Annotated in this window: 13 protein-coding genes, 1 rRNA gene and 1 pseudogene; 4 read left to right on the top strand and 11 right to left on the bottom strand. The window is 60.3% G+C overall.

Features of this window, described 5'->3' with window-relative positions; genetic code table 11:
* Positions 1-158: 158 nt before the first annotated feature.
* A 5S ribosomal RNA gene (gene rrf / locus ACYYKW_RS23865) occupies positions 159-274 on the top strand.
* 69 nt (positions 275-343) lie between these two features.
* Here the strand turns inward: rrf and ACYYKW_RS23860 are convergent.
* From ACYYKW_RS23860 to ACYYKW_RS23845, 4 genes are all read right to left on the bottom strand, one after another.
* Positions 344-1,522, bottom strand: coding sequence for a PepSY-associated TM helix domain-containing protein (locus ACYYKW_RS23860; RefSeq protein ID WP_464991340.1), 1,179 nt, complete (start codon positions 1,520-1,522; stop codon positions 344-346).
* Positions 1,523-1,600: 78 nt separating this feature from the next.
* A complete protein-coding gene (locus ACYYKW_RS23855; RefSeq protein WP_464991339.1) occupies positions 1,601-4,105 on the bottom strand; it encodes a TonB-dependent siderophore receptor in 2,505 nt (834 codons plus the stop codon).
* Between the two features lie 87 nt (positions 4,106-4,192).
* Positions 4,193-5,194: a FecR domain-containing protein gene (locus tag ACYYKW_RS23850; RefSeq protein ID WP_464991338.1), complete on the bottom strand. Its 1,002-nt coding sequence runs from the start codon at positions 5,192-5,194 to the stop codon at positions 4,193-4,195.
* Positions 5,194-5,694: a sigma-70 family RNA polymerase sigma factor gene (locus ACYYKW_RS23845; RefSeq protein ID WP_093096080.1), complete on the bottom strand. Its 501-nt coding sequence runs from the start codon at positions 5,692-5,694 to the stop codon at positions 5,194-5,196. Before ACYYKW_RS23845 ends, ACYYKW_RS23850 begins: the two co-directional genes overlap by 1 nt.
* A 311-nt stretch (positions 5,695-6,005) precedes the next feature.
* On the opposite strand from ACYYKW_RS23845, the gene ACYYKW_RS23840 reads away from it, so the two are divergent.
* A complete protein-coding gene (locus ACYYKW_RS23840) occupies positions 6,006-7,886 on the top strand; it encodes a methyl-accepting chemotaxis protein (RefSeq protein ID WP_090288062.1) in 1,881 nt (626 codons plus the stop codon).
* A gap of 151 nt (positions 7,887-8,037) precedes the next feature.
* Here the strand turns inward: ACYYKW_RS23840 and ACYYKW_RS23835 are convergent, their stop codons facing one another.
* From ACYYKW_RS23835 to ACYYKW_RS23815, 5 genes are all read right to left on the bottom strand, one after another.
* The gene (locus ACYYKW_RS23835) at positions 8,038-8,505 is read right to left on the bottom strand and encodes an SRPBCC family protein (protein WP_336357175.1); all 468 of its coding nucleotides are present in this window, start codon (positions 8,503-8,505) and stop codon (positions 8,038-8,040) included.
* A 23-nt stretch (positions 8,506-8,528) separates the two neighbouring features.
* Complete coding sequence (locus tag ACYYKW_RS23830; protein ID WP_464991337.1) at positions 8,529-11,918, bottom strand: amino acid adenylation domain-containing protein; 3,390 nt, start codon at positions 11,916-11,918, stop codon at positions 8,529-8,531.
* A 13-nt stretch (positions 11,919-11,931) separates the two neighbouring features.
* The gene (locus tag ACYYKW_RS23825; protein WP_464991336.1) at positions 11,932-12,861 is read right to left on the bottom strand and encodes a diiron oxygenase; all 930 of its coding nucleotides are present in this window, start codon (positions 12,859-12,861) and stop codon (positions 11,932-11,934) included.
* On the bottom strand, positions 12,858-13,631 hold the full coding sequence (locus ACYYKW_RS23820; protein ID WP_093096062.1) for a DUF3050 domain-containing protein: 774 nt from the start codon (positions 13,629-13,631) through the stop codon (positions 12,858-12,860). Before ACYYKW_RS23820 ends, ACYYKW_RS23825 begins: the two co-directional genes overlap by 4 nt.
* A gap of 743 nt (positions 13,632-14,374) precedes the next feature.
* Complete coding sequence (locus tag ACYYKW_RS23815; RefSeq protein ID WP_464991335.1) at positions 14,375-15,085, bottom strand: GntR family transcriptional regulator; 711 nt, start codon at positions 15,083-15,085, stop codon at positions 14,375-14,377.
* A 195-nt stretch (positions 15,086-15,280) separates the two neighbouring features.
* Here ACYYKW_RS23815 and lapG point away from each other — a divergent pair, with 195 nt between their 5' ends.
* Both lapG and lapD read left to right on the top strand, forming a co-directional pair.
* Positions 15,281-15,973, top strand: coding sequence for a cysteine protease LapG (gene lapG / locus ACYYKW_RS23810; protein ID WP_090288073.1), 693 nt, complete (start codon positions 15,281-15,283; stop codon positions 15,971-15,973).
* Between the two features lie 14 nt (positions 15,974-15,987).
* Entirely contained in the window at positions 15,988-17,934 is a 1,947-nt protein-coding gene (lapD, locus tag ACYYKW_RS23805; RefSeq protein ID WP_464991334.1) for a cyclic di-GMP receptor LapD, read from the top strand.
* Positions 17,935-18,162: 228 nt separating this feature from the next.
* Here the strand turns inward: lapD and ACYYKW_RS23800 are convergent, their stop codons facing one another.
* Positions 18,163-18,501, bottom strand: a complete 339-nt coding sequence (locus ACYYKW_RS23800) for a tryptophan synthase subunit beta (protein ID WP_090288078.1) — start codon at positions 18,499-18,501, stop codon at positions 18,163-18,165.
* Positions 18,502-18,647: 146 nt separating this feature from the next.
* A pseudogene (locus ACYYKW_RS23795) lies at positions 18,648-23,226 on the bottom strand (LapA family giant adhesin); the annotation flags it as partial.

Below are 23,226 nucleotides of genomic sequence, written 5' to 3'. Positions count from 1 at the left end.
ATCGCCGATGGTAGTGTGGGGTTTCCCCATGTGAGAGTAGGTCATCGTCAAGATTAAATTCCGAAACCCCAATTGCGAAAGCAGTTGGGGTTTTGTTTTAGTAGAAGTTCCTGTTTTTGCTGGCTTGTTACCGTGTTGACGGGCCAGATAAAGAATTTCTTGACGACCATAGAACATTGGAACCACCTGATCCCATCCCGAACTCAGCAGTGAAACGATGTATCGCCGATGGTAGTGTGGGGTTTCCCCATGTGAGAGTAGGTCATCGTCAAGATTCAATTCCGAAACCCCAATTGCGAAAGCAATTGGGGTTTTGTCTTTTCCGCAACCGGAAACTCAATGATCAAACGGGTCTGCGTGCCTTGCTGATGCGTCGAGCCTGCCATTTGCGCCACCAGATATAGACACCGGTGACCGACAAGCCTGCAATCATGACGCCTAACACTGCGATGATGATTTGCCCGGTAACCCCGAAAATCCGCCCGCCATGTATCGGAAGTTGCAATCGGTAGAACTGCTCGCCCAACGTTCCCTGTCCCGCTATCTCCTGCCCTAACAATCGACCGTCAGTACCATGAAAGAACAGCCAGGATTTGCCATGCGCTTCGGTGTCATGTTGCCCGAATCCGGCACCGTGAAAGTTGTATTCAAAGCTGTAATACAGTTCACCAATCGGTGCTGTCAGCCCTAGCCTTTTTCCTTCCTGCAACGCCCTGTCGTATGCCTGTTGATAACTCAACTGCGTCGCGCCCAGTTCATCTGCGGGCATTCGTGCTCGCGCCTCGTAGACGCTCGGCTCTATCGACGAAAATAACGACACTGCAGGCTTGAACACCTGGCTCGGCAAGTTCATGGCCACGCTGCTGACAGCGATCGGCAGCAGCAACAACCACAGCCACAATCCCCCGGCGCGGTGCAGATCGAAGTTGAGCCGATAAGCGTGTCCGCCCTTTACTTTCCAGGTAGTCGACCACTTCTTCCAGAATGGCTTTCCACGCGGCAACGTCAGCCAGAGGGCAACGAAACAATCGATCACCCAGGCAACCGCCACCAAGCCCATCAACCACAATCCCCAATTGCCTGGCAACGTCAGGTTGTAGTGGAACTCGAGAATGAACGGGATGAGATTCTCCCGTTGTAAACAGCATTCGCCCCAATAGCGCTGACCCTTCTGCTCGGCGTTCACCGGATCCAGATAGAACACCTGATTGCGTTCATCGTATGGCTTGCCGGTCGCCGGGTTATTGCGCGCAACTGCGGCCAGCAACGCCGTATGGCCGACCTCGTCTGGATACTCCATGTACCAGACTTGCAGCGTCGGATGTGCCTTTTGTACAGCGTCAACCAAATCACCGGGAGGCAATCGCTCGCCCACTGCAGACGCCGCATAAAATTGCGGATTCAACCACTCGTCCAGCTCATGATTGAACGCCAGAATGCTGCCCGTCAGTCCGGCCAGCAACAAAAAGACCGCCGTCGCCAAACCGATATAGCGGTGCAACAACACGAGAAAAGCACGCATGAGAAACCCCCTGCAAAAACGACGAAGCCAGCGCCTGATAGCTCAGGCGCTGGCTTTTTTCATGCACGAAACAAATGGTTAGAACTGGTAGCTGACCGTCGCCGCGACATTGCGCTCTTCGCCCATGTAGCAGAAGTTCAGGCTGGCACAGGAAGCCACATAGGATTCGTTGGTCAGGTTGTTTGCATTCAGGCGTACGTCGACGCCTTTCAAACCGACCTTGCCCAAGTCATAACCAATCGAGGCATCGAACAACGTATAGGAAGGCACCTTCAGGGTGTTTTCCGCATCGGCCCAGCTGTAGCCGACATAACGAACACCACCACCCAGGCGCAAGCCATCAAGTGCGGCACTGTCGAATTTATAGTCCGCCCACAACGAGGCCATGTGCCGCGGCGCCTGGGTCGGTGAGTTGCCCTTGTTCTCGATAACGTCGGTTGAGGTGCTCAGGGTGCTGATCATCGACTTCGAATACTCGATGTCGGTAAAGGTGTAACTGCCGAGGAGTTTGAGGTTGTCGGTCAGTTGCGTGTGCGCTTCCAGTTCCAACCCCTGGGAGCGAACAGCCCCTACCGCGCGGTAGAAGTTTTCCTGCGGCAGCTTGGTCGCGAGGTTCTCCTGATCGATGCGAAACAGCGATGCAGTGAACAGGTTGTCGGTGCCCGGCGGCTGATACTTCAAGCCGATTTCCCATTGCGTGCCGTCGGTCGGTGCCAGCGGATTGCCGGCGCTGTCGGCGTAGGAGTTCGGGTTAAACGATTCCGAGTAGCTGATATACGGCGCCAGGCCGTTTTCGAACAGATACAGCGCACCGGCGCGACCGGTCAGTTTGGTGCGTCGATCGTTGATCTCGGTGCCAGCAGGGCGTCCTGCTTCGGCGATGCGGTTTTCGTCAGATGTCTCGACCCAGTCCTGACGCAGGCCCAGTGAGAAACGCCACTGGTCCATCTCGATCAGGTCTTGCAGGTAAACCCCGGTCTGCTCCAGGCGTCGCAGATAACTAGTCTCGCCGTACATATCGATGGCCGAGTTGCCGTACACCGGATTGAAGGCGTTGATCGGAGCAAGACCGCCGCTGGTCCAGTCCACCACGGTTTTGCGCCGCTGATAGTCAGCGCCCAGCAGCACCGTATGCTTCGTCGCACCGGTAAAAAACTCGGCCTGGAGCATGTTATCGACGATGAACGCATGCAGGCGTTCATCACCGCCAGTGTAGTAGCGGTTCAGCTCGTTACTGGTCGGCGAAGTCCAGCCATAGGCGTAGACCTGATCCATGTTTACCTTGGAATCGAGGTAGCGGAAGTTCTGGCGCGCGGTGAAGACGTCGTTGAAGCGATGCTCGAACTGATACCCGAAGGATTGCTGGTCGCGCGAATAACCATCGATACCCGGCTCACCTTCAAAGAAATCCGTCGAGATACGCTGGCCGTTGCGCTGATGGATCGTGCCATCCGCCGGCACGCCGCCATGGTAGCCGCCATCCGGGTCATGTTGCAGATAAGCCTGCAGTGTCAGCGAGGTGTCTTCGCTGAAGTCGATGCTGAGGGTCGGCGCCAGGGCGTAGCGCTTTTCCTTGTTGTGGTCGAATTGCGTGTCGGAGCGATCCGTTAAACCGGTCAGACGATAGGCAATGCGCTTGTCGTCATCGACCGGGCCGCTGAAGTCAAAACCGAACCCGCGTTGCCCCTGATTACCCACCGTGGCCTGTACTTGATGATAGGCCTCGTACAGCGGCTTCTTGCTCGTCAGCGCGACCAGACCGCCGGGTGAGCTGCGGCCATACAACACCGAAGACGGGCCCTTGAGAATGTCCACTCGCTCCAGGAAATACGGGTCGACTTGCAGGGTGCTGTAAGTACCGCTGTCACCCATCGACTTGAGACCGTCGAGATAAATGTTGTCCACCGAGCCATCGTTGAAACCGCGCATCGCCACGTAGTCGTAACGATGAGTCGCGCCATAAGGATTGGTCAGCACGCCCGGGGCGTAGCGCATGGCCTGAGAGACGGTCTGTGAGCCTTGGTCATCCATTTGCTCGCGCGTGACCACGGACACGCTTTGCGAAGTCTCGAGCAATGCGGTACTGGTTTTGGTGGCGATCTGGCTGTGAGTAGCGTTGTAGCCCGCCATGCTGCCCAGCGCGTTGCCGAGGGCGAAGCCTTTGATGTCAGTAGTCGGCAGGGCCAGCGCTTCGCTCTCGGCGAGCGGGCGCAGGATGTAGCGGCTGCCATCCTGGCTGACCGCTTCCAGACCCGAGCCGCCGAGCAAATGGCTCAGCGCCTGATCGGTGGAATATTCGCCCCGAACCCCCGGTGAGTGGCGGCCCTGAGTCTGTTGCGGGGTCATCGACAAAGTGATGCCCGCCTGACGCGCAAACTGATTCAGCGCCTCGTCCAGCGGCCCCGCAGCGATGTCATAGCGCGGGCTGACCGCACCGGCAGTGACGTCGGCAGCGAGGCTCACGCCTGGCAATACACCCACACTCAGCGCGGTAGAAAACAGCGCGGCGCGAACGGCGTGCTGCAGCAGGCTCGATTCAATGGTGAAATTCAGAGAGTTCTTACAGTGGGCGCGGACAGTCATTGTGGGTTTCCGTAGGAAGTCGCAAACGCTTGGATTGAAGTGCTTACTGACTAAGCCGAAGCCCTTGCGAAAACCCGCCAAAAAATTTCACACCGCACGTTCCACGTTTACCCACCAGCGTGTCCGGTAGCGCAATTGCACCGGCAGGGTCTGCGGCAGTACCGCCAGCAGTTTGTCCGTGTCCTCCAGTCGGAACACCCCGGACAGGCGCAGGTCGGCTATCTGCGCTGCGCAATTGAGCACACCCTGACGGTAGCGCCCGACTTCATTGAGGAAATCACCGAGGCGCATATTGCGCGTGACGATCAAACCGTCGACCCACGCGCCGGCGTCCATATCCGGTGCCGGCACCGGGCGAATCTGCAGGTGGTCGATGCGGTAGCTCTGGCCGGCGACGGCTTCGACCGAATTACCGCCGGAAACAATGGCAACGCGGCCGCTGGTCACAGTGAGCCGGCTGCAATCGTTGTCCTGACGCAGAATGAAGCGAGCGCCAATGGGCGCATACGTAGCGTGACGGCTTTGCACGCGCAGCGGGCGATCGAACGGCGCGCCTTCGTCGGAGCCGCCACAACTGACGATGATCTCGCCGCGAGTGAGTTTGATCAGGCGCTGCTGCGTCGTGTAGTGCAGGTCCACCGCGCTGGCGGTGTTGAGCTCGATGCGCGTGCCATCGGGTAATTGAAAACCGCGCTGCTCACCGGTCGCGGTGGCGTAATCGGCGCTCCATTGCTGCCAGGCCCCGCTGTCCTTGGCCAGCCACGCGGCGGAGCCCAACAGCAATGCGCCTGAGAGCAACTTCAAGGCCTGCCGCCGGCCGAGACCTTGCGCACTGTTTTCCAGCGTATTGAACGCCACTCGTGCGCCGGGCACCGCACGAAGGTTGCTGCTCAGTTCGGCTTGCAGCGACTGCACACGCTGCCAGGCCAGTTCGTGTTCATGATGTTCGGCCCGCCATTGTTCGCACTGGCGACTCAGCCGTGGATTGCCGTGGTTGTTGCGCAGGCGCAGCAGCCAGTGAATGGCTTGTTTGACTACCTGCGGTGGCGGCTCGGCGCGGCGGCCAAGTGCAGCGTTGTCCAGCGGCATCAGTGCGCGTACCGCAAGACATAACAGTGATACAGCGCTTCGGCAACGTAGCGTTCCACCGAGCGCAACGATAGCCCCATCTGCTCGGCGATCTGCTTGTGGGTCAGACCTTCGCACTGCGCCAGCAGAAAGGCCTGACGGACCTTCGGTTTCAGTCCTTCAAGCATGCGCGCGATGCTTTCCAGCAGTTCGATGATCAGGGCGCGGGCTTCGCTGCCTGGCGTTTCGGCTTCGGGCAAATGGGCGATGGTTTCCAGGTACGCACGCTCGATTTCTTCGCGGCGCCAGTGATCGATCACCAAGCCACGAGCGATGGTGCGCAGGAACGCGCGAGGGGCTTTGAGCTCCAGGCGTTCGCTGCGTTGCAGCAGGCGGACGAAGGTGTCCTGTGCCAGATCCGCCGCATCCGCTGCGTTGCCCAGCCGCACGCGCAGCCAGGTGTTGAGCCAGCCGTGATGACAACGATAAAGCGTCTGTACCGCAAACTCGGGGGAGGACATGAACGCGACAGCCCGGACGTCACAAATGATAATTAGTCGCATTGTCTTCAAGGATCGCAGAGTTTGCAACCGCTGCTCACGCAGCGCGCGGAAAAATCTTCCCTCAGCCGCTCTGGCCCGCCGTTCGGCGGGAATCCGACAGAAACGCGATCCATTTCCAACGCAACCCTAAGATTTCTCCCACGCGTGCCGACAGACTGGTGAGACATGCGTGCACCAAAGTAGAGCGGCCGGAAGAACGCTGCCTGCGCTGTACATGGAATGTTGCATCCGGAACGCATCCCCACTTTTGGCATAAGAAGTCCCATGAAATGAATTTAAAGTTCAGCCATAAAATTCTACTGGCCGCCTCGGGCGTCGTGGTCCTGGCGTTCGCGCTGTTCACGCTCTACAACGACTATCTGCAGCGAAGCACCATTCGCCAGAACCTTCAGTCTTCCGTTCAGCAGGCCGGTGATCTGACCGCCAGCAGCGTGCAGAACTGGATGAGCGGGCGGATTCTGGTGCTGGAAAACCTCGCGCAGAACGTCGCTCATCAGGGCAAGGACGCCGATCTGCCGGGGCTGGTCGATCAGCCGGCCTTCACCTCGAATTTCCAGTTCACCTATGTTGGCCAGGCCAACGGTGTGTTTACCCAACGCCCGGACGCGAAGATGCCGGACGGCTACGATCCGCGTCAGCGCCCCTGGTACAAGCAAGCGGTGGTCGCGGATAAAACCATGCTGACCCCGCCGTACATGGCCGCGGTTGGCGGGCTGGTAGTGACGATTGCCATGCCGGTGAAGAAGAACGGTGAATTGCTCGGCGTGGTCGGTGGCGACCTGAGCCTGGAAACCCTGGTCAAGATCATCAACTCGGTGGACTTCGGAGGCCTTGGCCATGCGTTCCTGGTCAGCGCTGACGGTCAGGTGATCGTCAGCCCGGACAAGGATCAGGTCATGAAAAACCTGAAAGACATCTACCCGAACACCAGCGTGCGCATCGAGAAGGGCAACCAGAACGTCGTGCTCAACGGCGAGGAGCGGATTCTGTCGTTCACCCCGGTCAACGACCTGCCGAATGCGCAGTGGTACATCGGTCTGTCGATCGATCACGACAAAGCCTACGCGGCGCTCAGCCAATTCCGCACCTCGGCGCTGATCGCGATGTTTGTCGCCGTGGCCGCGATTGCGTTGCTGTTGAGTCTGTTGATCAACGTCTTGATGCGACCGCTGACCACCATGGGCCGTGCGATGCAGGACATCGCTCAGGGCGAAGGCGATCTGACTCGACGCCTCTCGGTAGAAAGCAAAGACGAATTTGGCGAACTGGGCAGTGCCTTCAACCAATTCGTTGAACGGATTCACGCGTCGATTTCCGAAGTGTCCTCGGCCACCCGTCATGTGCATGACTTGTCGCAACGGGTCATGGCCTCGTCGAACGCCTCGATCGTCGGCTCTGACGAACAAAGCGCGCGCACCAACAGCGTCGCGGCTGCCATCAATCAATTGGGTGCTGCCACCCAGGAGATCGCCCGCAACGCTGCCGATGCTTCGCAACACGCCAGCGGCGCCAGCGAGCAGGCGGATGACGGGCGTCAGGTGGTCGAGCAGACGATTCAAGCGATGACCGAGCTGTCGCAGAAGATCAGTCTGTCGTGCACGCAGATCGAAACCCTCAATGCGAGCACCGACAACATCGGCCACATTCTCGATGTGATCAAAGGCATTTCGCAGCAGACCAACCTGCTGGCGCTCAACGCGGCGATCGAAGCGGCGCGTGCCGGTGAGGCCGGGCGTGGTTTTGCAGTAGTGGCGGACGAGGTGCGTAACCTTGCCCATCGCACTCAGGAATCGGCGGAAGAGATCCACAAGATGATCACTTCGCTACAGGTCGGCTCGCGTGAAGCGGTGACCACGATGAATGCCAGTCAGGCGTCCAGCGAGCAGAGCGTGGAAGTGGCCAATCAGGCCGGTCTGCGCCTGGTCAGCGTGACCCAGCGCATCGGCGAAATCGACGGCATGAACCAGTCCGTGGCCGCGGCCACGGAAGAGCAGACCGCCGTGGTCGAAACCCTCAACGTCGACGTCAACCAGATCAACCTGCTGAACCAGCAAAGCGTGGCTAACCTCAACGAGACGTTGAAGGATTGTGATGCGTTGTCGCAGCAGGCCAACCGGTTGAAGCAGTTGGTGGACAGCTTCAAGATCTGATAGCGGTTCGTAAGACCGCGTTATCGTTCAATCGCGGGCAAGCCCGCTCCCACAGGAATTTTGGCGAACACTTTATTTGTGAACGACTCGAATCCTGTGGGAGCTGGCTTGCCAGCGATAGCGGTGGTGCATTCACCGCCGGACTCAACTCTTAAACAAACAGCTTCAGCACATTCCCCATCGCATCATCAGCAAACCCCTGCACAAAATCCCTGAACCCCGGCAGCGCTTCCTCGCCGCCCGACGCCGGCTCGGCAATGATCGTCCAGGTTGCCCGCGATTGCCCTTCGCCCAGCGCCTCGACATTCATCGCCGCCCACAGATTCGCCACGCCCAAGGTGTTATAGATCGTCGTCCAGGTCATGCTCCGTGCCTGCTCATCGCGGGAGTTGAGTTGCTCGACCACAACGTTGCCATCCTTGAAGATTTTCTTGCGCAGCGAGGACACGCCCTCGCCGGTCATTTCGATGTGCGACAGCGCCGGAATGAAACGCTCGAACGCGCCAAAGTTGCCGACTACCGCCCAGACTTGCGCCGCGTCCGCCGGCACTTGCACCGAAGACACGACGTGGCAGCCGTGGGGGTTTTTGATCAGGGTGTCCGGTTGCAGATTGCTCATGGTGGTGCTCCTTTTATGTTGCGTCAGATGAACTTGATTTCTTTCAGGTAATCGCAGCCGCGGCGCAGCAGTGCCGGGGATTTCTGTGGGTAATGCGCGCCCATCTGCTGCACGCCGGCTTCAGCGTTGGCGTGGCCGATCAGGGAGATGTCGCCGATGTCTTCTTCGAAGCCGTTGAGGTAGAAACCGAGCACGCCGAACAGCGCGTTGTCGGCGTCGACCCGGCTCAACTGCTGTTGCCAGTCGGCGACGCTGACCAGCGAAAACTCGCTGCCGTTTTCGCGGAACGAAGCGACGTAGGCGTCCCAGCTCAGCGGCTCGGGGTTGTGCAGGTTGAACACCGCACGGTCAGGCGAATAACGGCTGGCATGGAAGGCGATGAAGCGGGCCAGGAAGTCCACCGGCATCAGATCGAAATTCAACGCGAAGGCCGGGACCTGGCCGAGTTGAATCGAACCCTTGAGCATCAGCATCAAACGGTTCTTGTGCGGCTGGCAGACGCCGCTCAGGCTGTTGAAACTGATGTTGCCGGGGCGATACACATTGACCCGCACGCCACGCTCTCGGGCCCTTTCGAGAATGCGCTCGCCAACCCACTTCGACAGGTTGTAGCCGTTGCGGATGTAGATGGGTGGCGTCGTCGCGGCCGGCAGTTCCAACACGCGACCCGCGTCATCGACGCTGCTGGACGCCGACAATGTCGAGACGAAGTTGAAGACCTTTTTGCTTTGCCCTTCGCACAGGCGCAGCAGGGCGAAAATCGGCTCGACGTTGTCCGCTGCCAGCGACTCGTAATCAAGCACATGGTTGACGTTGGCGGCGTTGTGCACCAGTGCGCCGAACTCATGATCGAGGCGCTGATAATCCGCGTCGCTCAGGCCCAGTTGCGGGCGTGTGAGGTCCGCTGCATAGACCCGCACGCGACTCAGATCCAGGTGCTCCAGGCGATTCTCGCGCAACGCTTGGGCAAAGCGCTGCGCTGCCGTTTGCCCGCCACTGTCACGCACCAGACAGGCGACTTCGCTGGCGCCCCAACCGAGCAGCGCTTCGACAATATGCACGCCGACGAAACTGTTGGCGCCGGTGACGATGACCTTGTGCACATCGCCCATGCGGCTGATCGGCAACGCCTGGATTTCCAGCGTGCGTTCGGCGTCAGCCATGGCCTGAGCGCTGAGCACGGCGCTGTCATCGGTGCCGCGCACCAGGGTTGCGAGCTTGGCGATGGTCGGCTGTTCGATGAAGCGATTGATCGAAATGCTGCGGCCGAATTCTTCACGCAAACGCAGCAACATTCGCGACAGCAAGATCGAATGGCCGCCCAGATTGAAGAAGCTTTCATCGGTGGAAATATCGCTGCCTGGCAGCTCCAGCAACTCGGCCCAGATTTCCAGCAGCAGCGCTTCGTCGGCAGTGACCGGCAGGCGTTTCGGCCCGCTGTCCTGCATGCTCACGGGCATTTCCAGCAACGCCTTACGGTCGACCTTGCCGTTGCTGGCGGAGGGCATGCCGGGGAGTTCAGTCCACGCCACCGGTTGCATGTAGTCCGGTAGAAATTGCCGGGCGTGAGCCTTCAGTTCGTCGCGGGCAGTGGCCGACTGCGGCTGAGCGAGAAAGGCCAGAATCCTGCGCTGACTGTCGATCACTACCGCCACTTGCCGGTACAACTGGCTCTCACGCAGGCAGCGTTCGATCTCCTCCGGCTCGACCCGGAAACCGCGGATCTTCACCTGATTATCGCGCCGCCCACACAACTCGATACCTTGCTCGCCCCAACGCGCCATGTCGCCAGTGCGGTAGGCGCGCAGTGTCTGGCCGTCCGGCAGATTCAGGCGCAGATAACGCTCGGCCGTCTGCTGCGGATTGTTCAGGTAACCGAGGCAGACGCCGGGGCCGACGATGAACAATTCGCCGACGGTGTTTTCCAGCACCGGTTGCAGATCGTCATCAAGAATCAGCACCTGGCTGTTGGCGATCGGCGCGCCGAGGCTGCGGTTGCTGTCGCCCGCTTGCAGTTGTCGCGCGGTGATCAGCACGGTGGCTTCGGTCGGACCGTAAAGGTTGTGCAGGGTGCCCTGACGGGTCAGTTGCTCGATGACGTACGGCTCGCAGACGTCGCCGCCGGTCATCACCTGCACGCCTTCGAGTTGCTCCAGCGGCAGAATGCTCAACAGCGCTGGCGGCAGGAAGGCGTGAGTCAATTGCCGGCGCCGGATCAGCGCCACCAGTTGCAACGGATCGCGCCGTTGCGTGTCGTCGGGCACCACCAGTTCGGCGCCGGTGAGCAGGGTCGCGAAGATGTCGATCAGCGACGAATCGAAGCTCAGCGAGGAGAACTGCAGCACTCGGCTCTCGGCCTGCAACCGCGCGTAATCGGCGTACCACGCCGTGAAATGCGCGAGGTTGGCCTGGCTGAGCAACACACCTTTCGGGTGCCCGGTGGTACCGGAGGTGTAGAGCGCCATACAGGGTGCATCGAGCTCGGGGCGCTGACGCATCAACGGCAGGTCGAGATCCACTGCGGCGCTGTCGATGAGGCTGACGTCCAGCCCCGGCATTGTGTTGCTGAGCGGATGCTCACCGTCATGCAGCAACAGCAGCGCGCCGGCGTTTTGCGCAATGTACTGCTGGCGCGGCAACGGATGGCTCGGCTCCAGCGGCAAATACACGGCGCCGCTGCCGAGGATTGCCAGGATCGATGCGAACAGCTCGGGGCTCTTCGGCAGGCAGACCGCGACGATCCACGGCTGCGAATGCGGCTCCAGCAACGCGTGCAGGCGCTGCTGAATCGCTCGGCTGTGGGCGTGCAATTGGCGATAGCTGATGCAACGTTCGCCGAGGTGCAGCGCTGGCCGTTCAGCGTGCTTGATCAGGCTCTGTTGCAGACGCTCGATGACGCTCACTTGTGCCTGTTCCAGCAGCGCGGCATTCGCCGTGTCGTTGCGCCGATGGACATAAGCCAGGCTGTCGAGAAAGCGCAGGTTTTCCATGCGCTCGAAATCCGGCGCGCTCAGCGGGGTGAGCTGTTGCAGATAGTCGCCGTCGCGGGACAGGCGACTGACCAGTAGCGCCACTTCATCGACCACATGCGCCAGAACTCGCTGGCGCAGCGCCTGACCGTTGCCTGACGGCTCATCGCCGATCGGCACGCGGCTGATCAGTGACGAGCCGCGAAAGCACAGCAAGTCGAGGATCGGCAAACCGGCGCGACTCGCACCGACGCCCAGACGCAAATGCAGGTGCGGGATGGCGCAGCGATCGCCAGCGCCAATGAAGCCATCGTCGATGATCAGATCCACCGGCGCTTGCGCGGCAGCATTGCGTTGCACCGAGTGACCGTGTTGTTCAAATTCCAGCGCCAGATCGGTCATGGCCTGGCTGGCGCCAATCAATAAAATGTCGAGACGTTTCATGAAGACCTCCTTGTCAAACCAGATAGTCACGCAGGGCGTGCTGCACGCAGGGCGCGTCGAGCAGCGAGCTGTTGTGGAAGAACCTGACGATGTTGCCTACCAGCGGGTGATGGCGATTGATCGGGAAGGCCAGGCCGGCCATTTCCTCCCGGAGCGAACAGCGCGTGGCTTCGCTGACCGGCAGCGCGTCGATCAGGCGCAGGTCGAAGGACTTTTGAATGTCGTTGGTCAGGTAGTGGCCGATGAACACCGGCAGAATCTGCGCGATGGTTTCGCGGTCGGCTTCGCTTGCGGTGTGCCAGTAGATGCGCACCATGCGCGCCCAGAAACTCGAATGGCGACCCTCGTCGAGCAGGTGATCGGCCATCAGCCCCTTGATCGACGGCTTGACCGAGTCGTCGCGGGCGAACGCGGCGACATCGCCGGTCACGGTGTTTTCCGCGATGGCCACGCAAATCAGTTCTACAGCGCTGCGCAAATGCTCCGGCGCCAACGCCACGGCGGCGGGGATCGCCCGGCTCAGTTCGATCTGGTCGGGTAGCTGGATCGGTTCGATGCCGGTCATGGCGACCGTCTGCTGCATGAAATCCATCGCCACCAGCGCGTGGTAATCCTCATCGACCACCACGGTCATCGCGTCGTAACGACAAGCGAAGGGGAATGCCACGGCGAAGCGATTCTTGGCGATGCTGCGCGCAGTTTTGTCGACGATTTCCGTCTCGAAAATCACCACATCGTTGATGAACTTGTACAGCGTCTGCACGAGGGCGAAATCACGTTGCTCTGGGCATTCGCGCAGGAAGGTATCGCTGAGCACCAAGGGTTGGCGGCTGAGCGGATAGATCAGGCGCTCGTCGTCTTCCAGCACCCGGCGCGGCCGGGTGCGAATGGTCGCGCGCTGTTCCCAGGCGTCGGCGAAAGATTGATAGTCGGCAGCGTTCATTGGGCCACCTCCGCCAACGGTTCGCGCATGCTCAGGCGCAGGCCGTCCCACAAAGCGATGCGGCTTTCCACGGCGGCGACGGCGCTGGCATAGACCTCGGCTTCGCGTTGCGGGTCGCCGTCGACCAGGCGCTGGAGCAGGTGCTCGGCCGCCGGGCCGTGATCTTCGGAATCGACCTCGATATGCCGTTGCAGGTAATAGCGAAAGGTCGGCGCTTGCTCGATGCCGATGCCCCAGTCATCGAGGATGCGCTGGAACATGCTCGGGATCACGCTCTCGCGACCGTGCAGAAACGCCGCAGCGACGCTGTGCCCCGGCGCATGCAACGCGGTGTGCAAGGTGTCGCGGACAAACTGCGCGGCGGCCGGATCAACCTCGACGCTTCGCAGCGCGACGTCGTAGCTCACGCCTTCCTGTTGCAGCGCGACGAAACGTTCGACCGCTGTGGTGCTGGCGCCGATTTCGCGCATGGCGTCCAGGTACAACTCGAAGTGGCTGTAGTGCCCATCGACCAGGCGATCGTCCGACTCCTCGCCAAGCACGATTTCGTTGATTAGCCGGGCGGCCTGCGGATCGCGCGGTGGTAACCAGGGCAATCGGGTGCAGGTCAGTTCCTGCTGCAGGCGCTTGGTCAGCGACATGAAGTCCCACACGGCGAATACATGGGTTTCCATGAAACGACGCAATATTGATAACGAAGTGATCTCGGCAAAGATTGGATGATTGCTGAGTTCTACTTTCTTCAAGGCGAGTTGGTGCTTGGAAGGCATGATGACGTCCTTAATCATTGGGGTGAAATGGAACTGCTTGTGCAATTGCGCAGTTAATGCTGCGCCGGGTTAGTTGTGGGTCCGCATCAATTGAAGTTGGGTGCCGGTAAACAAACTGCCCGGCGTGTTTTTGCGCAAAGCCCTGCTATGCAGGCGTGCGGCCTGTGCGGTGCGCTACTTCATGGCGCCGCGTGCCGAAGCGAACACCAGGCTCAACTTCGGCGGAGAAAAAACTAATACAGGAAGCAAACATTTAACAAGCGCAATTTTAATTAATTTAAGTTTGCTGTTTTTCAAGTGCGTAAAGTTCCAATAAGACTTTCGGGAAAAGTTTTATTTTGGCGTAGTTACTCCTTTCAGCCAATAACGGCCAAAATTGGATAACAAGAGTGAATGCCTCACTCGAAGCAACTTTTTTATTGAAAAGAATTGATTGATTGATAGGGGATGAAAGTTGGCCGGGACCGGCGCCAGAACTTCCTTTTTCCCGTGACAAGGCTCCTTCCGTAGGTTCCTGTTGCGGGGACTGCACCGTCAGGTCGGCGCGTCCCCGTTCTGTATGGGGTGGCCGTTCAAGAGTGCGGGTAATTTGTCGCTACGGCTATGACCGATTCGTCGGTGCCACGCCGTGAGGATTGGGCAGAACGGTGCAGGAGAGGGCGAGCGGGAGCGAGGACTAGCCCGCCGCGGGGCGGGCGATCGCTTGGGGATTTGTAAGCGGGTGATTCGCGGGAGTTACGGTCTCAGCGGGCAACCGAACGGCTTTGTGCCGCAGGTGTAGCGAGGTAGCGGGTGATGACCTCGACACCGCGGTTGAGGTGCTGCTCCAGCAGCTCGATAGACAGCTTGATGTCACGCTCGCGCACGGCTTGGAGCATCGCCCGGTGATCGTCCTGGGATAATTTGCCCAGGCCCATCGACTCAAGGTTGAAACGCAGGAAGCGCTCTTCTTCGTTAAGCCCGTCCTCGACCAGACGCAGCAGGCGTTTGTTCGGCGCTTTGCTGTACAGGGCCATGTGGAACAAACGGTTGAGCCGGCCGATTTCGGTGTAATCGAGCTGCGCTTCCAGCTCCTCGATATACGCGGCGGCCTGGGCGTGATCGGCTTCGGTCAGCAGCGGGATCGACTGACGCATGGCTTCGGATTCGAGCAGGATGCGCAACTCGTAGGTTTCGGTGGCATCGCCTTGAATCAACGGCGCGACCACTGCGCCTTTGTGCGTGGTCACACTCAGCAATTCCTGCGCTTCGAGCTGGCGCAAGGCTTCGCGCACGGGCATGCGGCTGACACCGAACAGATCCGCCAGATCCTGCTGGCGCAGCGCCGTACCGCAGGGCAGTCGACCATCGAGAATCGCCGAACGTAACGTTTCTTCAATGACCGAACGGGCCAGATGCGCAGGAATCGGTCCGTCGACTTTAATGCTGTGCAGCGGTTTGGGCTTCTGTGTCACGACTACGCACCCTGTAGGTCGGTGATTTGGATCCAAATGACACTAGTGATTGCTCTACAGCTTGTCAAACCGTGTAGAAGAACGAGGTTACATTTACAGTTTAGCGTGCCAGTGATGATCTCATGGTGCCATTGTTTTTTAGCGGGCTAAGCTTCAACATCGAACGCTTCCCTTTTTGCCCTCTGGAAACCTGCTGTGGCGGTACGATTCGCGATCCCTCGGACGTTGCGCTGGTCAGGCTGCGCACTGCTGCTGGCCGGCGTCATGCTGGGCGGCCTGCATGCCGATTGGGATTTTTCCGCGATCAGCCGCAAGGCCACTGCGCTCTACGGGCCGCTCGGCGCCGGCCAGCAACGCATCGATGCCTGGCAGAATCTGTTGGCAACACAGCAGCAAGCCAGCGAAACGGACAAGCTGAAAGTGGTGAACCTGTTTTTCAACAAACAGGTGCGCTACGTCGAAGACATCGATCTGTGGCGGCAGGTCGACTATTGGGAAACCCCCATCGAAGCCTTGTGGAAGGGCGCCGGCGACTGCGAAGACTATGCGATCGCCAAGTATTTCAGCCTGCGCCACCTCGGGGTTTCCAGTGACAAGCTGCGCATCACCTACGTCAAGGCACTGCGCCAGAACCGCGCGCACATGGTCCTGACTTACTATGCCACCCCCGATGCCATGCCGCTGGTGCTCGACAGCCTGATCGATCCGATTCAGCCGGCATCGCAGCGGACTGATTTGCTGCCCGTCTACTCTTTCAATGCCGAAGGGCTGTATCTGCCGGGGGCCAAGGGCAACAAGAAGGTTGGCGACACCAAACGCCTGTCGCGCTGGCAGGATGTCTTGAAGAAAATGCAGGCCGAAGGTTTCCCGGTCGAGACGACTAACTAGGAGCACGCGCTCAGATGTCTTTGTTCAAACAGCTGTTGATCGCTATCTGTCTGTTCCTGGTGGTCGCCTTCACCGGCAGCTTCATGGTCAGTCTGGAGAGCTCGCGCACCCAGTACGTCAATCAGTTGCGCTCCCACGCGCAGGACGCCGCGACGGCGCTGGCCTTGTCGCTGACGCCGAATATCGACGACCCGGCGATGGTCGAGCTGCTGGTCAGCTCGATTTTCGACAGTGGTTATTACGCGAGCATTCGAGTGGTCAACGTGAAGACCGATCAGACCATCGTCGAGCGCAGCGGCATTCCCGCCGTGAGCAATGTCCCGGACTGGTTCGTCAAACTCATCGGCCTGGAACCGGCCGGTGGCGACGCCTTGGTCAGCCGTGGCTGGGAGCAGGCGGCGCGGGTCGAGGTGGTCAGCCATCCGATGTTCGCCGTGGCCAAGTTGTGGCAGAGCGCGCTGGGCAGCCTCGGCTGGCTGTTGCTCTGCGGTGCGCTGAGCGCAGTACTCGGTGCGTTGCTGTTGCGCCGGCAGTTGAAGCCGCTGGATTACATGGTCCAGCAATCCCACGCGATCGCCCGGCGCGAATTCCTCAGCCTGCCGGAGTTGCCGCGCACGCCGGAACTGCGCCGTGTGGTGCAGGCGATGAATCAGATGGTCGAGAAGCTCAAGGCGCTGTTTCAGGAGCAGGCCGAACGCAGTGAAAAACTGCGCGCCGAGTCCTATCAGGACAATCTTACCGGGCTGGCCAACCGGCGTTATTTCGAGATGCAGCTCAATGACCGGGTGAGCAATCCGGAGCAGGCCAGTTCCGGTTATCTGCTGCTGTTGCGGGTCAAGGATCTGGCCGGCCTCAACCAGCGCCTCGGCGGCCAGCGCACCGATGAATTGTTGAAAGCGGTGGGCGAGCAACTGTCGCGCGAATGCGCCAAATACCCGGAAACCCAGAACCTGATTACGCGGATTCGTGGCGGTGAGTTTGCCGTGCTGGCGCCGGGGCTGGTCCGCGAAGAGGCGCTGCAACTGGCGCAAAACCTCGACAGCGCACTGAGCAGTCTGCACGCGACGGGCGCTACCGACGTCGCCGCAGTGGCTTCGATCGGTCTGGCGCCGTTCGCTTACGGGGATTCGCCGCAGCAGGTCCTGACCTTGGGCGATCAAGCGCTGGCGCAGGCCGAAGGGCAGGGCGAGCAGAACTGGGCGTGCATCGATCAAAGCCTGACAGCGGATGTAGGCGATGATCACCACGCCTGGCATCGCTTGCTCGATCAGGCTTTGGATCAGCAGCGTTTCGAGTTGTATTTCCAACCGGTGGTGGCGGCGCAGGACACGCAACTGGTGCTGCATTACAAGGTGCTTTCTCGCTTGCTCGATGAGCAGGGCCAGACCATCCCGGCCGGGCGCTTTCTACCGTGGCTGGAGCGCTTCGGCTGGACGGCGCGGCTCGACCGCCTGATGCTCGAGCGCGTGCTGGAGCAAATGAAAGAGCACGAAGATTCGCTGGCACTGAACCTGTCTTCGGCCACCCTTGCTGATCCGCAGGCGCTGAACAAGGTCTTCGAGATTCTGCGCGCACACTCCCACCTCGGTTCGCGCCTGACCCTGGAAATCGGCGAAGAGCAGTTGCCCGAACAAGCGCTGCTGGAGCAACTGACCCGACGCCTGCGCGAATTGGGCTTCTCCTTGAGCCTGCAGCGCTTTGGCGGTCGCTTCAGCATGATCGGCAACCTGGCGCGGCTGGGCCTGGCGTACTTGAAGATCGATGGCAGCTACATTCGGGCGATTGATCAGGAGAGCGACAAACGCCTGTTCATCGAAGCGATCCAGCGCGCGGCGCACAGCATCGATCTGCCGCTGATTGCCGAGCGGGTCGAGACTGAAGGCGAGCTGTCAGTGATTCGCGAGATGGGCTTGTATGGCGTGCAGGGGCAGTTGCTGGGTGAGCCGAAGCCTTGGCGGTGAGTCATCGCAAAAGCAACCCTCACCCTAGCCCTCTCCCAGAGGGAGAGGGGACTGACCGTGGGATATTGATGTAATACGCCGACCTGCAAGAACTCCGCTGAATCCATAATCGGCCCGATCTCTCAGGTCGACGTATAGCGCCAGACACCTCGGTCGGCTCCCTCTCCCTTCGGGAGAGGGCTGGGCGGGCGGTGTTCCGATGAGGGTAGGCTCTTGATTCCGGGTGGATCAGATCAACCCGCCCTCATCCTCATCGATCAACTGGCTCAACCCGCCCAGCGCCTCACGCGCCTGGTTGCGGTCCATCAGTTTGGCCTGGGCCGCGGGGGGCAGGTCGGTGACGCGGATCACGCCTTTTTGGGTCAGCACCTGAATCAGGTCGTCGAGTACCCGAATCATCTCGAAGTCGCTCTGCTTGAGCTGTTTAAGGCTGTTCTCCACGGCTTCGTTGGCGTACCACGCCTGGATTTCATGGTTGTCGGCCGGCAGCGTTTCCGTGGCTTCGGCGTACGCCGCAGCTTCCACGCGAATCAACTGGCCTTGCGCATCGCGTTGCACGTAAAACATTGAGCATCCCTCGGAAAAGAACCAGCGTCGTGCTGTCAGCAGCATAGCCAACTGTGCGCAAGTATGCGGTGCGACGACAAAATCGTCACCGGGGTGACTGACACAACGCAACGGCCGCCCCTGAGGGCGGCCGTTTTGTTTATGCATCAGCTGTTGTTGTGGTCGACCTTGATGGTCGGGTCGCTGCCGGCAATCAGGTTGTGCAGGCTGGCGCTCGACCAGTTGTTGCCTTCCAGTTTGATCGTCACGTCCGGTGTTGCCGCCGCGGCATCGCCGGAGTTGAACTTGCCCCCCGAGCTGACTTGCAGCGAGGACGTGCCGTCGACCGTGGTGATCTTCAGGAAGTTGTCGATGGTGCTGCCGGTCTCGCCCTGCAGCAGGTCGCGCAGGTCGATCCGGTCACCGTCGGCGGCCTTGAAGTCCTTGATCACGTCACTACCGGTGTCGCCTGCCTTCCAGACAAAGGTATCGGCACCGGAACCACCGATGAGGATGTCGTTGCCCTTGCCACCGATCAGCGTGTCGTTGCCGCTGCCGCCGAGCAGGATGTCATTGCCTTTGCCGCCATCGAGCAGGTCGTTGCCGCCCGAGCCGAACAGGATGTCATTGCCCGCGCCGCCCAGCAGGGTGTCGTTGCCGTCATGCGCACCGGACACATCGAACGCCTGATAGTGCTCGGTGATGTACTGGTGCACGTTGCTGGTGCTGACTTTGCTGACATCGACGCCGGTTTCCTTGGCGACGAACGCCTGCATTGCCTGATAACCCTCACCGGCAATGCCGTTGAAGCTCACCAGATCGCCGAACAGGATGTCGTTGCCGTCGCCGCCGTTGACGGTGTCGTTGCCCGGCATCGTCGCTTCGGTGTGGCCGATGATCGAGTTGGCCAGATCCTTCGGATCGATGTTGGTCTGCGGGGTTTTATCCGAATCGTAGGGCTTCAGATCGTTAAGGCTGACGCCGCTGTTGAGACCGATGGCTTCGACGTTCGACAGGCCATTGAGCAACGCGAAGCTGCTGGTGGAATTGTCGGTGGTGTACCAGTCGGTGCTGTTGCCGCTGCCATTCAGACTCGACAGCTCGTAGGTGCCGTCACCCTGAGCGTGGATAGTGCCCAGGTTGCTCCAGTTCCAGTTGCCGTTTTTGTACGTCTGCAAAACCACAGTGCCAGCGCTGTTGATGCTCAGGTAGTGGGTGTTGTCGATGTACGTGCTGAAGCTGTCGCCCGGCTTGTAGTTGCTGGTATTGACCACGCTGTCGAGCCTGACGCTGCCGTACAGCGTCGGGTTGGTCTGTTCGCCGCTCTGGTAGTAGGTCGGCTGGCCGTCGGTGATGAAGTACGTAAGGTTCTTCGCCCCGGTGTTGGCCACCGCGTCAGCACTCTGGAACCAGTTGGCCGTGGTCTTGAACACGTCCTCGTAGTTGGTGCCGCCGCCGGAGCCCATCGAGTCCAGCACCGCTTTGAGCAGGTTCAGCGCGTTCGGGTCGTTGAGGTTGACCGACACCGATTTGTTGACCTGAGTATCGAAGTCCACCAAGAAGATGTTCACCGTGCCTGAGTTGCTGCCGCCCAGGCTTTGCTTGAGGGTGTTGAACACCGAGGTCAGCGAGTCCTTGGCCGCGTTGAGCGACGATGCGCTCATGCTGCCGGAACTGTCGACCATGAAGGCAATGTTGTAGTTGGTGCCCGGCACCACGGTCAGACCACCGATGTCGGCGACGATGATGTCGTTGCCATCGGTACCGGTGACGGTGTCGTCGCCCGAAGTTGCCACGACCGCGTTGTAGACCGCTGGCACCACAGTGACCGGAATGGTCGCGGTGCTGCTCGCCGAACCGCCGACCATTTCGGTGGAGGTCGAGGTCACGGTCAGGTTGAACTGGCCGTTGTAGTAGGTCGGCGGGGTCACGGTCAGGCTGCCGAGATTCCAGCCGGTGACGTTGGCTTCGCCGTTGCTCGCGGTGACGGTGAAGGTATGCCCGGCGCCATCGCTGAGTACCGAACCGACCGGTGCACCGCTGATTTTCACGCTCAGGGTTTCCGAGCCGTCAGTATCGGTCAGCGCGGTGCTGATCGCCGACAGTTTCACCGTGGTGCCTTCGGCGCCAGTGTTGAGCTTGTAGCCGTCGTAATAGCCTTCGCCGTTGGTGCCGTGCAGATCGGAGACGGTGACGCCCGAGTTGATCAGATCCTGCACGCCGGTGTAGATCGGCACGCCAGCATTGCTCAGGTCGATCGGCGTGCTGCCATTGACCGACAGGTTGACGTCGTAGCTGCCCGGGCCGCTCTGGTTGTGGTGGTAGATGTCGAGTGTGTAATAGCCGCTGGTGGTCGGGGTGAACGATCCGTTGATCGCCCCGCCCGCACCCCAGGTGCCCGACGCCACATTCTTGCCGCCGATGGTGATCAGCAAGCTGTCATCGGCGACACCGCTGAAGGTGTAGGTCTTGCCGGCTTCCAGGTACATCAGGCCCGAGGTCTTCGACGCTGTGCCGGCGGTCACGCTGCCGTCGGACTGTACGTTGGTCACATTGCCGCTGGAATTCGGCGTGCCGGCGCCATCGATGACGTTTTTCAACGTGGTCGAGTCCGCGCCATTGCCGCTGGTACCCAGGCCGGACAGACCGGTCCAGACTTCCTTGATCAGTCCGGTGGACTTCACGCTATTGTCGGCCACGTTCACAGTCGGCGCGTCTGCCACTGGCGTGATGTCGATTTTCACCGTGCCGGTGTTGCCCAGCAGTTGACCGTCGGTTGGCTGGAACTTGATCTGCGCGTAATCCGCCTGGTTGTTGCCCAGGCCGGTGCCGCCGTAGCCATTGACACCCGACTCGTTGGCATCCGGCAGGAAGCGCAGCTTGCCCGCGTCGATGTCGGCCTTGGTGAAGGTCTGGTTATTGGCCACGTCCTTCCAGGTCGAGCCGTCCAGATACTGCAGTTTGCCTTCGCCCGGCAGCTGGGTGATCTTGATCCCGAGGCTGCTGGCCGGGCTGTCGACGTCGCTGACACCGAAGGTCGACCAGCCAAGTACCAGCGGCGTGTCTTCGCTGCCGGTGACATTGCTCGGCGCCGCCACCGGTGCGTCGTTGACCGCCACCACGTTGACCGTGGTGGTCGCGGTGTTGGAGTAGTTGCTGCCATCGGTCACGGTCACGGTGATGATCCGCGGCACGCTACTCGGGTTTTCGCTGCCATTGGTGAAACTGATGTTCTTGATGACCTGCATGTAGTCGGCCAGCGTCGCGTTACCCGACAGGGTCAAGGTCACCGTGCCGTTGGTGCTGTTGGCATTGATGGTGATGCCGTTGACGCTGTTGCCCAGGTTCAGCGCATCGCCGTCCTGACGGTTGGTCAGGACCACGGTGGCGCCGGTCAGCAGGGTGCTGTCCGGGTCGGTGATCTTGATATCGGTGTCGGCAATCGACACGCCCGCGCCCGGAGTGTTCTCGGTGAACGTCACTTTGTAATCGGCACCGGTGGCGCCGCTGGAGTTGTTGGCATCCAGGTCGAGCACCGGCGGCGCATCGTTGTCGATGATCGAGGTGCTGACGCTGCCATTGGTGGCGCTGACCGCAAGGTTCTCGAAGTTGCCGCCAGTGGCCGAATCGATCTTGACCACGAAATTTTCGGTGCCTTCGGTGATCTTGTCATCGAGGGTGGCGACGTTGAACTGCGCGCTGCTCGCGCCCGCCGGAATCTTCACGGTGTAGACGCCGGTGAAATCCGAACCGTCGGCGGCGGTGCCACTGTAGACGATTTTCAGGGTCACTTCGGTTTGCGCCGGGTGGTTCAGGCTGACCGTGTAAGTGGCGGTCTGACCTTCGGTCACCGAGGTGCTGCCGCTGATGCTGACGGTGGTGGTGTCGACGGTGTCGGCAACGCTGGTGACCGCCGGAGCGGTGCTGGTAACGAGATTTTCGAAACCGCCGCCGCTGGTGCCGGTGATGGTTGCCTGCACGCTGCCAGCGTCTTTGTAGACGTCGTCGGACGGCGCAGCAACGGTCGCGGTGCCGGTGGTTTCGCCAGCCTTGATGGTGATCACGGCGCCGTTGGACAGGATTACTGTCACAGGCGAACCGGCAGGGTTGGTCAGGGTTGCGGTGTAGGTAATCTGACCACCTTCGGCCACAGAACCGGTTGCGCTCAGCGACAGGTTAGTGGTGTCGACGGTGTCGGTCACGTTGGTGCTGACCGGCGTCTTGTCGGCTACGAGGTTTTCGAAGTTGCCGCCAGTCGCATTGGTGATCGAGTTGGTGATCGGTGCGTGACCGGTCAACGCATCGTTCGGTGCGGTGGCAGTCGCGGTGCCGATGGTTTGGCCGATGCCGATGGTGATGGTTTGACCATTGGCGAGAGTTACCACAACTGGTGAGCCGGTAACCGGAGCACCGACAGTTGCGGTGTAGACGACGTTGCCGCCTTCAGCCGCAGTGGCGGTCGCGGTCAGTTTTACTGTCGTCGTGTCGATGGTGTCGGTCACGCTAGTGACAGCTGGAGCCGTGCTCGGCACCAGGTTTTCGAAGTTGCCACCGGTAGCGCTGGTGATGGTCGCCTGCACGGAACCGGCGTCTTTGTAGACGTCGTCGGTCGGTGCCGGAACGGTTGTGGTACCGGTGGTTTCGCCTGCCTTGATGGTGATGACGGCACCGTTGGACAAGGTCACGGTCACTGGCGAACCAGCAGCGTTGGTCAGCGTGGCGGTGTAAACGATCGAGCCACCTTCA

Source organism: Pseudomonas sp. 15C (genome assembly GCF_055484735.1).
The sequence above is the reverse complement of the archived record's forward strand: the minus strand, read 5'-3'. Positions and strand labels throughout refer to the sequence as shown.